The organism is Geodermatophilus chilensis (genome assembly GCF_002802985.1).
Classification (GTDB): Bacteria; Actinomycetota; Actinomycetes; order Mycobacteriales; family Geodermatophilaceae; genus Geodermatophilus; species Geodermatophilus chilensis.
In genome coordinates this window covers 1-14,309 of sequence record NZ_NVPT01000021.1, presented here as the reverse complement: position 1 = coordinate 14,309, position 14,309 = coordinate 1, and the positions used below count along the sequence as shown (strand labels likewise).

General features: G+C 74.6%; 15 protein-coding genes. 4 read left to right on the top strand and 11 right to left on the bottom strand.

Annotated elements, in window-relative coordinates; all coding sequences use genetic code 11:
* Positions 1 to 41: 41 nt before the first annotated feature.
* Complete coding sequence (locus CNO22_RS05535; RefSeq protein WP_100498339.1) at positions 42 to 587, top strand: YbhB/YbcL family Raf kinase inhibitor-like protein; 546 nt, start codon at positions 42 to 44, stop codon at positions 585 to 587.
* 111 nt (positions 588 to 698) lie between these two features.
* A complete protein-coding gene (locus tag CNO22_RS05530) occupies positions 699 to 1,607 on the top strand; it encodes a class A beta-lactamase-related serine hydrolase (RefSeq protein WP_232806812.1) in 909 nt (302 codons plus the stop codon).
* Positions 1,608 to 1,614: 7 nt separating this feature from the next.
* On the opposite strand, the gene CNO22_RS05525 is transcribed toward CNO22_RS05530, so the two are convergent.
* Positions 1,615 to 2,421 (bottom strand): GNAT family N-acetyltransferase, encoded by an 807-nt coding sequence (locus CNO22_RS05525; protein WP_100498337.1) that lies wholly within the window; start codon positions 2,419 to 2,421, stop codon positions 1,615 to 1,617.
* 132 nt (positions 2,422 to 2,553) lie between these two features.
* Between CNO22_RS05525 and coaA the strand changes: the two genes are divergently transcribed.
* Both coaA and CNO22_RS05515 read left to right on the top strand, forming a co-directional pair.
* A complete protein-coding gene (gene coaA / locus CNO22_RS05520; protein ID WP_100498336.1) occupies positions 2,554 to 3,507 on the top strand; it encodes a type I pantothenate kinase in 954 nt (317 codons plus the stop codon).
* A 321-nt stretch (positions 3,508 to 3,828) separates the two neighbouring features.
* Positions 3,829 to 4,191, top strand: a complete 363-nt coding sequence (locus CNO22_RS05515; protein ID WP_100498335.1) for a cupin domain-containing protein — start codon at positions 3,829 to 3,831, stop codon at positions 4,189 to 4,191.
* Between the two features lie 217 nt (positions 4,192 to 4,408).
* On the opposite strand, the gene gcvP is transcribed toward CNO22_RS05515, so the two are convergent.
* The 10 genes from gcvP to CNO22_RS05465 form a co-directional block, all read right to left on the bottom strand.
* Positions 4,409 to 7,405 (bottom strand): aminomethyl-transferring glycine dehydrogenase, encoded by a 2,997-nt coding sequence (gene gcvP, locus CNO22_RS05510; RefSeq protein ID WP_100498334.1) that lies wholly within the window; start codon positions 7,403 to 7,405, stop codon positions 4,409 to 4,411.
* Positions 7,406 to 7,554: 149 nt separating this feature from the next.
* Positions 7,555 to 8,127: a MerR family transcriptional regulator gene (locus tag CNO22_RS05505; protein ID WP_100498333.1), complete on the bottom strand. Its 573-nt coding sequence runs from the start codon at positions 8,125 to 8,127 to the stop codon at positions 7,555 to 7,557.
* A gap of 415 nt (positions 8,128 to 8,542) precedes the next feature.
* Positions 8,543 to 9,037, bottom strand: a complete 495-nt coding sequence (locus CNO22_RS05500) for a bifunctional nuclease family protein (protein ID WP_100498332.1) — start codon at positions 9,035 to 9,037, stop codon at positions 8,543 to 8,545.
* A gap of 128 nt (positions 9,038 to 9,165) precedes the next feature.
* Positions 9,166 to 9,891 (bottom strand): transcriptional regulator FtsR, encoded by a 726-nt coding sequence (ftsR, locus tag CNO22_RS05495; protein ID WP_100498331.1) that lies wholly within the window; start codon positions 9,889 to 9,891, stop codon positions 9,166 to 9,168.
* 52 nt (positions 9,892 to 9,943) lie between these two features.
* Positions 9,944 to 10,456 (bottom strand): oxoglutarate dehydrogenase inhibitor Odhl, encoded by a 513-nt coding sequence (odhI, locus tag CNO22_RS05490; protein WP_012948792.1) that lies wholly within the window; start codon positions 10,454 to 10,456, stop codon positions 9,944 to 9,946.
* Positions 10,457 to 10,731: 275 nt separating this feature from the next.
* Positions 10,732 to 11,136 (bottom strand): glycine cleavage system protein GcvH, encoded by a 405-nt coding sequence (gene gcvH, locus CNO22_RS05485; RefSeq protein ID WP_100498330.1) that lies wholly within the window; start codon positions 11,134 to 11,136, stop codon positions 10,732 to 10,734.
* Between the two features lie 45 nt (positions 11,137 to 11,181).
* Positions 11,182 to 12,093 (bottom strand): DUF881 domain-containing protein, encoded by a 912-nt coding sequence (locus CNO22_RS05480; protein ID WP_232806811.1) that lies wholly within the window; start codon positions 12,091 to 12,093, stop codon positions 11,182 to 11,184.
* A complete protein-coding gene (locus CNO22_RS05475) occupies positions 12,090 to 12,422 on the bottom strand; it encodes a small basic family protein (RefSeq protein WP_072913992.1) in 333 nt (110 codons plus the stop codon). Before CNO22_RS05475 ends, CNO22_RS05480 begins: the two co-directional genes overlap by 4 nt.
* 2 nt (positions 12,423 to 12,424) lie before the next feature.
* Positions 12,425 to 13,342, bottom strand: coding sequence for a DUF881 domain-containing protein (locus tag CNO22_RS05470; protein ID WP_100498329.1), 918 nt, complete (start codon positions 13,340 to 13,342; stop codon positions 12,425 to 12,427).
* Complete coding sequence (locus CNO22_RS05465; RefSeq protein WP_100498328.1) at positions 13,339 to 13,989, bottom strand: CDP-alcohol phosphatidyltransferase family protein; 651 nt, start codon at positions 13,987 to 13,989, stop codon at positions 13,339 to 13,341. The genes CNO22_RS05470 and CNO22_RS05465 overlap by 4 nt, the downstream gene beginning before the upstream one ends.
* Positions 13,990 to 14,309 lie beyond the last annotated feature (320 nt).

The following is a 14,309-nucleotide window of genomic DNA, read 5'->3' as shown; positions in this document are numbered from 1 at the left end:
CTCGTCCCCGCCGTCCCCCGCGAGACCCGAGGAGCCCGTCCATGGCCGACCGCCCGACGCCGCCCAGCCCCTACGACTTCCTGCCGCAGGTGCCCAGCTTCCAGGTGACCAGCACCGACGTCACCGACGGCGCGCCGCTGGAGCGGCCCCAGGTGAGCGGGGTCATGGGCGCCGGCGGCGAGGACCGCTCGCCACAGCTGTCCTGGTCCGGCTTCCCCGAGGGCACCAGGAGCTTCGCGGTCACCGTCTACGACCCCGACGCCCCCACCCACAGCGGCTTCTGGCACTGGGCCGTGGCCGACATCCCGGTGTCGGTGACCGAGCTGCCCAGCGGCGCCGGCGACCAGCAGGGCTCCGGGCTGCCGGAGGGTGCGGTCCAGCTGCGCAACGACGCCGGCTTCCCCGGGTACGTGGGCGCCGCTCCCCCGGCCGGCCACGGGCCGCACCGCTACTTCATCACGGTGCACGCCGTGGACGTCGACCGGCTCGACGTGCCGCCGGAGGCCTCCCCCGCCTTCCTCGGCTTCAACCTGTTCAGCCACACCCTCGCCCGTGCTGTGCTGGTCGCCACCTACGAGCAGAGCTGAACGGCCCCGTCTCGTGCCGCACCGCGACGGGCCGGACGCGCAGCGCTCCGGACACACAGCCGGTGCTTGAGAATTTTCCTACCCGTCACCTGAGCCGGGCACCATGGCGGCATGCCGACGGCTGCGGCACACCGGGGCAGGCCACGGCGGGCCCGCTGGGGCGCGCCGTCGGCCGTGGTGTCCGTCGTGCTGCTCGCGCTGCTGCTCACCGGGGTGGGCGTCCCCCGGTGGGCAGCAGCGGCCGACGACGTGACGCCCGCGGAGATCGTCCCCGCGGTGACCGCCGCCCACGGCGGCCTCGGCACCTTCGCCGTCGTCGTCGCCCGTCAGGAGCAGCGCCGGACCGACGTCTCGATCCGCGCCGCCGAGGCCCTCACCGCGCAGGTGCTGGCCCGGACGGCGGGCAGCGAGCTGGCCGACCGCCCCTTCCCCACCGCCTCGCTGGTCAAGCTCTACCTCGCCGCGGACGTGCTGCACCGCGCCCGCACCGGCACCGTCGCCCTGACACCGGACGACCGGGCGGAGCTCGAGGTGATGATCCGCAGTTCCGACGACCCCGTCGCCTCGGACGTCTGGGTGCGCTTCGACGGCGCCCGGGCCGTCCGCGACGTCGCCGTGCGGTACGGGCTCACCGGCACCGCGCCGCCGCGCAGGTGGGGGCAGTGGGGCGAGACGACCACGACCGCCGCCGACCTGGCCCGCTTCCTCGCCCGGCTGCCGGTGATCGCGCACCCGGACGACGCCGAGGCGCTGCTGGGCTGGATGCGCACGGCCACCCCGATCGCCTCCGACGGCTTCGACCAGGAGTTCGGCGTCTTCGGCACGCTGCCCGGCGCCGCGGTCAAGCAGGGCTGGATGTGCTGCCTCGGCGGCCAGCGGCACCTGCACTCGCTGGGCGTTGTCGGCGGGCGCGTGGTCGTCCTGCTCAGCGAGGTGCCCTCGTCGGTGGGCTGGAACCGGGCCAGGGCAGCCCTGGACGCGGCCGCGGCGGCGGCGGTGCCCCTGCTGCCGACCTGCTGACGGCGGCTCAGTCCGTGGCGGAGAGGTCGGCCACGCCCACGGTGGCCAGGCGGGCGAAGCCGGTCCGCTCGTAGACCCGGGCGACGTCGTCGTCCCCGGCGACCAGGAACACCAGCTCGGCGGTCTCCCGGGCGTGCGCGGTCAACGCCGAGGCCAGCCCCGCACCGAGGCCGCGCCCGCGCAGCCGCGGCAGGGTGGCCACGCCGGCGATCTCGGTGACCTCGGCGCCGCCGACGTCCACCGGGTGGTGGGTGCCGACCGCCACCGGCTCGCCGTCCTCCACCGCGACCATCATGACGGTGCGGCCGGTGGCGATCCGCTCGCGCAGCACCGCGGTGCGCGGCGAGCCGAAGGCCACGCCGACCGAGGCACCGTCGGCCTCCGAGCGCGGTCCCGGGTGGGCGAAGGCGATGGAGGCCAGCCGCTCGTAGCGGGGCAGCTCGGGGTCGTCGGCGCCCACGAGGTAGAGCCGCACGCCGGAGGGCAGCAGCAGCTCCACCGGGTCCACGGCCACCAGCAGCGGCGAGGAGCCCACGGTCAGCCCCGCGGCCCGGACGGCGGCCTCGACCGTGGGCGCGTCCTCGCAGATCCACTCGACCGCGACCGGCAGGCCGGCGGCCTCCTGGAGCGCCACGGCGGCCCGGACGTCGTCCGCGGTCACCGGCTCCCCCGGCCGCGGCCGCGCCGGGTAGGGCCAGGTCGGGCCGCCGATCGGCACGTCGAGACCGCCGACGGACTCGATGCGTGCATCCGGCAGCGGAGCCGCGGCGAAGTACCGCTCGACGCGCTCGAGCCGGCCCGGGAGCAGGGACACACCGGCACCCTAGACGGGTGGTGCGACGACGTCCGCTCGACCGCCGGTCGCACGCCCCTGCCCCACCCGGGCGGGTGAGGCGTGGAGGCCGGACGGCACGATGGGGTCCGTGACCGGAGTGGGACGGGTGGCGTGACGGCGGCGGCACGGCCCCAGGTGTCGCCCTACGCGGTGTTCGACCGCGACTCGTGGCGGGCGCTCGCGGCGGGCACCTCGCTGCCTCTCGACGCGACGCAGCTGGAGTCGCTGGCCAGCCTCGGCGACCGGATCGACCTCGACGAGGTGACGACGGTCTACCTGCCGCTGGCCGGGTTGCTGCGGCTGCACGTCGAGGCCAGCCGGCGGCTGTGGGCGGCCCGCAGCGAGTTCCTGGGCGACTCGACGGCCAAGGTGCCCTACGTCATCGCGGTGGCCGGCAGCGTGGCCGTCGGCAAGAGCACCACCTCCCGGCTGATGCAGACCCTGCTGGCGGCCGGGCCCGGCCACCCGCGGGTCGACCTGGTGACCACCGACGGGTTCCTGCTGCCCAACGCCGAGCTAGCGGCGCGCGGGCTGCTCGGGCGCAAGGGCTTCCCCGAGAGCTACGACCGGCGGGCGCTGCTGCGCTTCCTGGCCGACGTCAAGTCCGGCCGCGGGGAGGTCAGCGCCCCGCTGTACGACCACCAGTCCTACGACGTCGTCCCCGGTGCCCGGCAGGTCGTCGACCGGCCCGACATCCTCGTGCTCGAGGGGCTCAACGTGCTGCAGGCCGGCCGGCGGGCCGACGGCCGCGCGCCCGAGGTGTTCCTCTCCGACTTCTTCGACTTCTCCGTGTACGTCGACGCCGCGGAGACCGACATCCAGCGCTGGTACGTGGAGCGCTTCCTCGCCCTGCGACGGACGGCGTTCGCCGACACCAGCGCCTACTTCCACCGCTTCGCCGACCTGACCGACGAGCAGGCGCGTGAGACCGCCCTGAGCATCTGGGCGGCGGTCAACGGGCCCAACCTGCGCGACAACATCGCGCCGACCCGCTCGCGCGCCCGCCTGGTGCTGCAGAAGGCGGCCGACCACGAGGTCCGCCGGGTGCTGCTCCGGAAGATCTAGGGTCCGGCCCGGATCGTCGTCGTCTTTTTCCTCTTCGTCGTTTTTTGGTATGGTTGTTGGGGATAACGGCAGTATTGGCCGAGACGTCCTCATGGCCGCCCCGATCGCCACTCCGAGCGCAGATCCGGTCCGTCGAGCGCCGATGACGGCGCGGCGAGGCGCTCCCACGGCCGCACCCGTTGACCGTCGAGGACGGAGCGCGGACAGTTCATGGCACCGGACATCCTCGCCCGACGCGGCAGGGGCATCCTGTTCGGTCGCGCTGCGCGGGACACTGCCCGGTCATCCCAACTCCTCCGAGTGAGCAGGAGGCGACCAGCGATGGCCAGCATCGAGACGAAGAACATGGACCACCCCGACGAGTCGCGGACCCCGGCCAAGACGAGCGTGGGCGTCGTCCACCTGGGCGACGCCACCGTCGGTCGTTTCACCCTCCAACCGGGATGGAGATGGTCGGACTGCATCAAGCCGGTGGCCGGCACGGACACCTGTCAGGCGGCGCACCTCGGTTATGTCGTCTCCGGGACGATCCACATCGCCGCGACCGACGGCGCCGAGGCCGACCTCAGTGCCGGTGACGCCTACCGTCTCGAACCCGGCCACGACGCCTGGGTCGTGGGCGACGAACCGTTCGTGGCGTTGGAGTTCGAGAGCAAGACGGCCGAGACGTACGCCAAGGGCTGAACCGACCGGCCGCATCCAGCGTCGGCGATCATCGCGGGGCGCGTCGCCCGGACGTGTCGACGTCCTGCCTGCGGTCGGGACCGGAGAGGCCCTGCCCCGACCGCTGTTCCCGTCCTGTCACTGGTCAGCGATCGGTTGTTAGGGATAACGGTCGAGCGCAGGCGAGTGCCAGCTGCAGCGCCGGTCGGTGGGCCGACGCCGCAGCTCGTCGGGCTCGTCAGGCCTGGGCGCCCGCGGGCACGGCGTCGGCCGCCGTCCCCAGGTCGTCGGGTGCACCCTCGCTGCGGTCCGGGACGGAGGCCACCGGCCCCGGCGCCGGCTCGGGCTCGGCGAAGGCCTCCGGCGACGGGCAGGAGCAGACCAGGTTGCGGTCGCCGTAGGCCTGGTCGATGCGGCGCACCGGGGACAGGTAGCCGCGGCCGCGCAGCCCCGGCACCGGGTACACGGCGGCCTCGCGCGGGTACGGCCGCCCCCACTCCCCCGCCACCATGGCGAGGGTGTGCGGGGCGTTGCGCAGCGGGTTGTCGGTGCGGTCGTACTCGCCGGTGACGACCTTCTCGATCTCGGCGCGGATGGCGACCATCGCGTCGACGAAGCGGTCGAGCTCGCCCTGGTCCTCGCTCTCGGTCGGCTCGACCATCAGCGTGCCGGCCACCGGGAAGCTCATCGTCGGGGCGTGGAAGCCGAAGTCGACCAGCCGCTTGGCGATGTCGTCGTTGGTGATGCCGGTGGCCTTGGTCAGCGGCCGGATGTCGAGGATGCACTCGTGCGCCACCAGCCCCCCGGCGCCGGTGTAGAGCACCGGGTAGTGCTCGCGCAGCCGGGCGGCGAGGTAGTTGGCCCCGAGGATGGCGTGCTCGGTGGCGCGGGTGAGCCCGTCGGGGCCCATCAGCCGCACGTAGGCCCACGAGATGGGCAGGATGCCCGCCGACCCCCACGGTGCGGCCGAGACCGCGGGACCCTGCGTGCCGGTGTCCACCAGCGGGTGGCCGGGGAGGAAGGGCACCAGGTGCTCCCGGACGCCGATCGGCCCGACGCCGGGGCCGCCGCCGCCGTGCGGGATGCAGAAGGTCTTGTGCAGGTTCAGGTGGCTGACGTCGGAGCCGAAGCGCCCCGGCCGGGCCAGGCCCACCATCGCGTTGAGGTTGGCGCCGTCGACGTAGACCTGCCCGCCGGCGTCGTGCACCGCGCCGCAGATCTCCTGGATGTCGGCCTCGAACACCCCGTGCGTCGACGGGTAGGTGATCATGATCGCGGCCAGCCGGTCGGCGTGCTGGTCGACCTTGGCGTGCAGGTCGGCGACGTCGACGTTGCCGGCCTCGTCGCAGGCCACGACGACCACGCGCATGCCGGCCATGACCGCGCTGGCGGCGTTGGTGCCGTGCGCCGAGGACGGGATGAGGCAGACGTCGCGGTGCGCCTCGCCGCGGCTGTGGTGGTAGCCGCGGATGGCCAGCAGCCCGGCGAACTCGCCCTGCGAGCCGGCGTTGGGCTGCACGCTGACCGCGGCGTAACCGGTGACCTCGGCCAGCGCCGTGCACAGCTCGTCGATCAGCTGCCGGTACCCGCGGGCCTGCTCGGCCGGGGCGAACGGGTGCAGCTGGGCGAACTCCGGCCAGGTGATCGCGGCCATCTCCACCGCGGAGTTCAGCTTCATCGTGCAGGAGCCCAGCGGGATCATCGTGCGGTCCAGCGCCAGGTCCTTGTCCGCCAGCGAGCGCAGGTAGCGCAGCAGCGCGGTCTCCGAGCGGTGCGCGGAGAACACCGGGTGGGTGAGGAACGCGGTGCGACGGCGCAGCTCGGCCGGCAGCGCGTCGGCCCCGCCGTCCTCCAGCGCCGCGTCGTCCGCGCTCATCCCGAAGGCCCCGGCGACCAGGCGGAGGGTGTCGACCGTCGTCGTCTCGTCGCAGGCGACGCCGACGGTGTCGGCGTCCACCAGCCGCAGGTTGATCCGCCGCTCGGCCGCGGCGGCGACCACCTCGGCGGCGCGGCCGGGCACCCGGGCCAGCACGGTGTCGAAGAACCGGTCGTGGACGACGTCCACTCCCCCGGCCCGCAGCCAGCCGGCCAGGGTCTGCGCGCTGCGGTGCACCCGGGCGGCGATCGCGGTCAGACCCTCAGCGCCGTGGTAGACGGCGTAGGCGCCGGCCATGACGGCGAGCAGCACCTGGGCGGTGCAGATGTTGCTGGTCGCCTTCTCCCGGCGGATGTGCTGCTCGCGGGTCTGCAGCGCCAGGCGGTAGGCGACGTCGCCGTCGGCGTCCACCGAGACGCCGACCAGCCGGCCGGGCAGCTGCCGGGCCAGCCCCTCGCGCACCGACAGGTAGCCGGCGTGCGGGCCGCCGTACCCCATGGGGACGCCGAAGCGCTGGGAGCTGCCGCAGGCGACGTCGGCGCCCCACTCCCCCGGCGCCTCCAGCAGCGTCAGCGCCAGCAGGTCGGCGGCGACGACGACCGCGGCCCCGGCCTCGTGGGCGGCGGCGGTCAGCCCGCGATGGTCGCGGACGGCGCCGCTGGCCCCCGGGTAGGACAGCAGCACGCCGAAGGCGCCGGCCTCGGGCAGGTCGGCGGGCCAGCCGGCGGAGAGGTCGGCGACGTGCAGCCGGATGCCGAGCGGCTCGGCGCGGGTGCGCAACACGGCGAGGGTCTGCGGCAGGGTGTCCTCGTCGACGACGAAGACGGCCTCGGCCTTGGCCCGGCCCGCGCGGCGGACCAGGGTCATAGCCTCGGCGGCCGCGGTGGCCTCGTCGAGCATGGAGGCCCCGGCGACGGGCAGGCCGGTGAGGTCGGCGACCATCGTCTGGAAGTTGATCAGCGCCTCGAGCCGGCCCTGGCTGATCTCGGGCTGGTAGGGCGTGTAGGCGGTGTACCAGGCCGGGTTCTCCAGGATGGTGCGCTGGATGACCGCGGGGGTGACCGTGCCCGAGTAGCCCAGGCCGATCATCGAGGTGAAGACCTCGTTGGCCTCGGCGCGCTCGCGCAGCAACCGCAGCACGGTGGCCTCGTCCGCGGCCGGCGGCAGGTCCAGCGGCGTCCGGTCGCGCACGCCCTCGGGCACGCAGGCGTCGACCAGGGACTCCAGCGTCGGGTGGCCGACGGCGGCCAGCATCGCCTGCGTCTCGTCGGGACGCGGGCCGATGTGCCGGGCGGCGAAGGACCCGGCGGGGTCCAGCGCGGCGAGTGCGGGCAGGGGCTCAGGGGCACGGTCCGCCATTACGTCGACGCTACCAGCGGCTGTGCAGGCGGCGAGATCGGCGATGTGGCGCGGCTACGCGGCTTCCCGCGTGGGAGATCGGCGATCTCGCCGGGAAATGCGCGAGGGCACCCGCGGTGTGCGGGTGCCCTCGTGTGGGGATTCCCCGTCTACACCGCGGCGCGGCGGCGGCGGCGCGCGGCGAGCTCGTCGTCCGCGGCGTGCAGCGGGGCGCCGTCGATGCGCTCGGCGGGCAGCTCGGCGAGCTCACCGGACAGCTCGCGCAGCGCGCCGGAGACGGCGATGCCGAAGACGCCCTGACCGCCGGCGAGCAGGTCGACGACCTCCTCGGCGGAGGTGCACTCGTAGACGGTGGCGCCGTCGGAGAAGAGCGTGACGTTGGCGAGGTCCTTGATGCCGCGGTTGCGCAGGTGGTCGACGGCCTTGCGGATGTTCTGCAGCGAGACGCCGGTGTCCAGCAGCCGCTTGACGACCTTGAGCACCAGGATGTCGCGGAAGGAGTACAGCCGCTGGGTGCCCGAGCCGGTGGCGCTGCGCACCGACGGCGCAACCAGCCCGGTACGGGCCCAGTAGTCGAGCTGCCTGTAGGTGATGCCGGCAGCGGCACACGCCGTCGGGCCGCGGTACCCGACCAGGTCGCTGTCGACCTCGTCGTAGGACGGCGCGCCCACGGCAGCGTCGCTGAAGAGCTGACCCTGGGAGCCCTTGCTCTGGTCGCTCACGTCAGCGTCCTCCTCTGCTCCCGCAGCTGACGCCGCGGTTCCCCGCGGTGCTGACCGGGACTCGGGTCGCTGCAGCCGGGGCTGCTCGTCGGGTCGCCGGTGTCACACCGCTGTTGTTCGCCGACCGTAAGCCGGGCCCTGGGGTGGGTCAACTGAGCAGGGCGGCGTGTCGCAGCACTCACCCATCGGAGGGGTATCGGCGCAGGGCCCCGCTCCTTGACCGGAGCGCCCCGCCATCCGCAGGGAGCCGCCGCACGTGCCCCTGCCCGTCACAGCGGTCACATGCGCCCCAGGCCCGCCGGCTCTGCGACCCGTCCCAGGTCCCGCCGTGAGCCTGCGGAGGGCGGGGAGGAGGGCGGCCTCCTGCAGGGTCCCGCCGCGAGCTCGCGAGTGGCGGGGGGCAGGAGGTCCTTCCTCAGGCGGGGCCGCTGCCGCCCGAGCCGGAGCCGGCGCCGAAGTCCTCCGGGGAGATCTGGTCGAGGAACTCGCGGAACTTCTCGACCTCGTCCTCCTGCTCGTCGGGGATCTCGATCCCCACCTCGTCGAGCAGCTCCTCGGCGCCGTAGATGGGCGCGCCGGTGCGGACGGCGAGGGCGACGGCGTCCGACGGGCGTGCACTGACCACCCGGTCGTCGCCGAAGACGAGCTCGGCGATGTAGATGCCGTCGCGCATCTCGGTGATGTTGACCGCCTCGAGTGTCGCGCCGAGCGCACGGACGACGTCCTTGAGCAGGTCGTGCGTCATCGGCCGGGCCGGGCGCACCCCCTGCTGCTCGAAAGCGATCGCCGCCGCCTCCACCGCACCGATCCAGATGGGCAGGTACCGCTCACCCTGCGTCTCCTTGAGCAGCAGGATCGGCTGGTTCCCGGGCAGCTCGACCCGGACGCCGACGACTCTGAGTTCCTGCACGGTGGGGCTCCCTCAGCTGCGGCCCGGGGACGGGCGGTGGATCGGTAGGGGCGGCTGGTGGACGACGGGTCGGCGCCGGGGGCCGTGGACTCCGGCCGATACCCGACCCCGACCACGGTACGCCCGAGTCAGGGGCGCAGGAGATCCCGCAGGCGCGCCTCCAGCAGCGCACCGTGCAGCTGGGCGGAGAGGGCGGCCAGCTCGCGCAGCTTCTCGGTGGCCCGGTTGCGGGCCTCCTCCGAGCGGGCCCGGAGCACCGGCGCGACCAGCTGCTCGACCAGCCCGGCCTCGCGCTCGGCGCCGTTCTGATAGACGCGCAGGTGCCGCGGTTCGATGCCGTGCCGGGCCAGCCCCGCCGCTGCGCGCGCGATCGGCAGGTCGGCCGCGGGGTGCCGGCCGTCCGTGTCGCGCGTGAGCAGCCCGAACTGCACGCAGTCGGCCAGCTGCCCGGCCTCCAGGCCCGACGCCCGCGCGAACTGCTCGCCGGTCAGGCTGCCGGTGTCGGCCTCCTCCTCGGGCGGCGGGGCGGCCGGGGGCGTGCTGCCGGGCAGCGGTTCACCCCGGTCGAGGGCCTCAAGGTGTTCCTTGATGACCCGCAGCGGCAGGTACTGGTCGCGCTGGGCGGCCAGCACGTACCGCAGCCGGGCCACGTCGGCCGAGGAGAACTTCCGGTACCCCGACGGCGTGCGCTGCGGGTGGACCAGGTCCTCGGACTCGAGGTACCGGATCTTGCTGATCGTGACATCCGGGAAGTCCTCGCGGAGCACGGTCAGCACCTCGCCGATCGTGAGGCGCGGCGTGTGCGGGCCGTCGGGCTCCCCGGACGCGTCGGCGCGCGAGGACGCCGCGTTCACGCCGCCGTCCGTGTCGTCGGCACCGTCCCCGTCCCCCTGGCTGCGCGCCGGGTCACGCGCCGGCGGGCTCGCCCGTGCGCGGACCGGTCAGGTAGACGAGACGGAACTTGCCGATCTGCACCTCGTCGCCCCCGGCCAGCGTCGCGACGTCGACCGGCTCGCGGTTGACGTAGGTGCCGTTGAGGCTGCCGACGTCGTGCACCGAGAAGCCGCCGCCTTCGCGGTGGAACTCCACGTGCCGGCGGCTGACGGTCACGTCGTCGAGGAAGATGTCGCTGTCGGGGTGCCGGCCGGCCGTGGTGACGTCCTGGTCGAGCAGGAAGCGGCTGCCGGCGTTCGGGCCGCGCTTGACGACCAGCAGCGCCGAGCCCGCCGGCAGCGACTCGACCGCGCCGGCGTGGGCGTCGGCCTCGGTGACCTCGGGGGTTTCCGCGGAGTCCTCGCCACCCACCTTGGGGATGACGCTGGTGGACTCGCCGATCCGCTCCTGGGACAGCGCCGCGCCGCACTGCGCGCAGAAGCGACTGCCCTCGGGGTTGTTGTGGCCACAACGAGTGCAGTGCACGTCTGTCTCCTCCGGTGCAGGGGTGGCTCCGCCGCGGACCTGGGGTCTGGCCGTGGGCGGCCGGCGGACGACGGGCCGGACAGCCCGTCGCGGGTCGGTCGCCGCGTCGAGCACGGCGGGCCGTGGGTCATGGAACCAGCGGCCGACCCGAGGGTCAACCGAACGTACAGGGTGAGGCTCAGCGGTCGCTCAGCGGGCTCCGCGGCGCCCCGACCGGCAGCATAGTGATCGCCACCGGGGCCGGGGGGACCGCTGCTGTCGGCCCGGCGCGCGGGTCAGCCGGCCTCGACAAGCGCCTGGTAGGCGGCGGCGTCCATCAGCTCCGCGGTGGGGTCGCCGCCGTCCCCGGCGACGGTGATCTCGACCAGCCAGCCGGCGCCGTAGGGGTCGGCGTTGATGGTCTCGGGCGCGTCGGTGAGGGCCTCGTTGACCGCGGCGACGACGCCGGCGACCGGCGCGTAGACGTCGGAGACCGACTTGGTCGACTCCACCTCGCCCATGGGGGCGCCGGGGGCGACCTCGGCACCGACCTCGGGCAGCTGCACGAAGACGATGTCGCCGAGCGCGTCCTGGGCGTGGTCGGTGATGCCGACCCGCACGACGCTGCCCTCGCCCCCACCCGGCTGCAGCAGGACCCACTCGTGCTGCTCGGTGTAACGGCGGTCGTCGGGCGTGGTCATGCAGCGGCTCCTGGTCGGTGGGGTGGGTGGGGGTCCGGCACGGCGTCAGTCGCCGTCACCGGTGTCGGGCTGAGCGTATTGAGGGCGGTCGAGCGGCCGCAACGCGTCCACGACGACGGTCTCGGACTGCTCGATCTCCACGCTGCCGCCCTGCCGACCGACCCGGTCGACGACGCCACCGGGGATGTACATCGCCGTCTCCAGGTCCTGCGCCGAGCCGATGACCCGGACCTCGTAGGGGCTCTCCACCTCGGTGCCGTCGACCCGGAGGGCGCCCGGCTCGCCGGTGACCGCCGTCGACACCCCGACGCGGACGCCGTCGATCTGCATCGTCTCGGCGCCGGCGCCGCGCAGCTCCTGGACGGCGTCGAGCAGGTCGGCGACCCGCACCCGGCCCTCCGGGTCGCGGATGGTCATCAGCAGCCCCGGGCCCTGGGCGGCGACGGTGCCGTTGAGGATGCCGAGGGCCTCGGCGCGCTCCTCGGCCGCCTGCAGCGCGGCCTCGGACTGGCTGTCGTCGTTGGTGAGATCGCGCAGCGCGGCCCGCTGGTCGGCGATCTGCTCGCGCAGCCGGTCCTCGCGGGCGTCGAGGTCGTCGAGGATGCGGACGAGGTCCTCCTCGCGGGCGGCGGAGTACGCCTCCCCCGTCCCCGTGGTGCGCACCTGGACGGCGAAGGCGAACCCGAGCAGCAGGGTCAGGACACCGATCAGCGCCGCGGCCAGCGGGTCCCGTCGGCGCCGCGGTCTCCTCTGGCCCTCCGGGGCGGCGCTCGGCCCGTCCGGCTGCCCGTCCGGCTGCCCGTCCGGCTGCGCGTCCGGCTGCTCACCGGGTGGTCCGCCGGCGGGGTCCCCCGGCGGGCCGGCGTCCGTACCCGGCGTCCCCTCGGGCTCGGGAGCCGGGGAGGCGCCGACCGGCGTCTCCTCGGGCCCGGGACCCGCGTGCAGCTGGCCGGTCATGCCCGGAAGACGTGCCGGCGGATGGCCGCGGCGTTGCCGAAGATGCGGATGCCGAGGACGACGACCACCGCGGTGGACAGCTGCGCGCCCACGCCGAGCTGGTCGCCGAGGAACACCACGAGCGCGGCGACCACGACGTTGGACACGAACGAGATGACGAACACCTTGGCGTCGAAGATCCCGTCGAGGCGGGCCCGGAAGCCGCCGAAGACCGCGTCGAGGGCGGCGACCACGGCGATCGGCAGGTAGGGCTGCAGCCACAGCGGCACGGTGGGGTCGAACACCAGGCCGAGCAGGATGCCGGCGGCCAGGCCGAGGATCGGGATCACGGTCAGCCCCCCGGCGCGGGCTCGGGGGCCGGGACGGGCGGCGCCTCGGACACCGGGACGGCGGAACGGAGCACGGGCGGGCTCCCGGCGGGAAGGGACAGCTCGTCCTCCTGGGCGAACTCGAAGCGCAGACCGTAGGTCTCGGAGATGACGGCCAGGGCGTTGACCTCGGGGCTGCCCAGGAAGCGGCTGCGCAGGGTCGCGGGGTCGCCGACGGCGCTGACCAGGTACGGGTTGGTGACCGGCCGGAAGTCGACCAGGACCGCCTCGCCGGCGAAGCGGATCGCCGTCGTCGGGCCCAGCCGCTGGCCGTTGATGCTGACCGCCTCGGCGCCCGACGCCCAGAGCGCGTTGACCACCAGCTGCAGGTCCCCGTCGCGGACCTGGCCGCGGGGGTCGGCCTCTGCCGTCCCGCCGACCGGGTCCTCGTCGGCGTCGGGCCCGGCGTCGGCGAGGGTGACCAGCAGGCCGGGGCCGCTGACCGGGAGGGCCCCGGCCGTGAGCTCGGCGGTCTCGAGCCGCTCGAGGGCCCGCTGCCCGACGGCGGTGGCGGCCAGCGCGTCGTCCCGGGCGGCGGCGACGTCGGCCCGCAGCACCTCGAGGTCGGCGGCGAGCCGGTCGGTGATCCCGGACTCCCCCTCGACCTCGGCGACCAGCGCCGCGCGCACCTCCTCGCGGCCCTGCTCGCCGGCGGCGGCCTGGTCGTAGGTGACCGCGGCCAGCAGGCCGGCGAGGGCCAGCACCAGCGCGACGGCCAGCTGCCCACGCCGCCGGGACGGCGGGGCCTCCTCCCCCGCGGCGCGTGCGTCCCGGGCCCGCGCGGCCTGGGCGTAGGCGGGGTCGAGGGTCTCGGCCAGCACCTGGTCGAGCAGCGAGGCGCCCAGCGAGCGTGGCCCGCCACCGCGCTGCACCGTCGTCACCGGGCCGCCCGGTCGGCGCGGACCAGCCCGGCGACCTGGACGACGTAGAAGGCGCCGGCCAGCAGGTACAGCGCCCCGCCCCAGACGGTGAGTGCCCAGGCGACCGGCTGGACCACGGTCGCGACCGGGCCGTCGCCGTCGGCGAGCAGCAGCAGCGGGAAGGCGTAGAGCAGGATGAACGTGGCCGCCTTGCCCAGGTAGTGCACCTGCAGCGGCGGGTAGCCGTGGGCGCGCAGCACCAGCAGGGCCAGCCCCAGCACCAGCTCGCGCCCGACCAGGACGGCGACCACCCACAGCGGGACGACGTCGCGCAGCACGAACGCGACCAGCGTGGCGACGATGTAGAGCCGGTCGGCGGCCGGGTCGAGCAGCGCGCCCAGCCGACTGGACTGCCCGAGGGCGCGGGCGATCTTGCCGTCGGCCCAGTCGGTGGCGCCGGCGACCATCAGCACGATCACCGCCCAGCCGTCGGCCTGCGGGCCCAGCAGCAGCCAGAGGAACAGCGGGACGCCGAGCAGCCGCAGCACCGACAGCGCGTTGGGCACCGTCCACACCCGGTCGGGCAGTTCGTTGCGGTCGGGCAGGGCCGACACGCTCGCCCCCGGCCGGGCCGAGGCGGCGGCCGACGGCCCGTTCGACGACGTCACGACACCTCCGCACCCGCTGGACACCGGCCCCCGAGGCTAGTGTCCGCGCCGACACCCCCGGGGGCCGACACTCCCCCGCGGAGGGCCCGGCGCGAGCGGCGGGAGCAGGGCCCCTGCAGGGGCCCGCCACGGCCCCGTCCCGGGCCCCCGGCCCCCTCCCGGGCTGGCTCGTAGACACATCTGACGCTACCGACGAACCCCTCCGGGGAATGGTCGCATGGTGCCGCTTCGTCAAATAAACCTAGCTATCCGTGACGTAGTTCACCGCCTGGTCGTTGCTAAATGAAGCCTATGTAACATAACACCATATACATGAATGT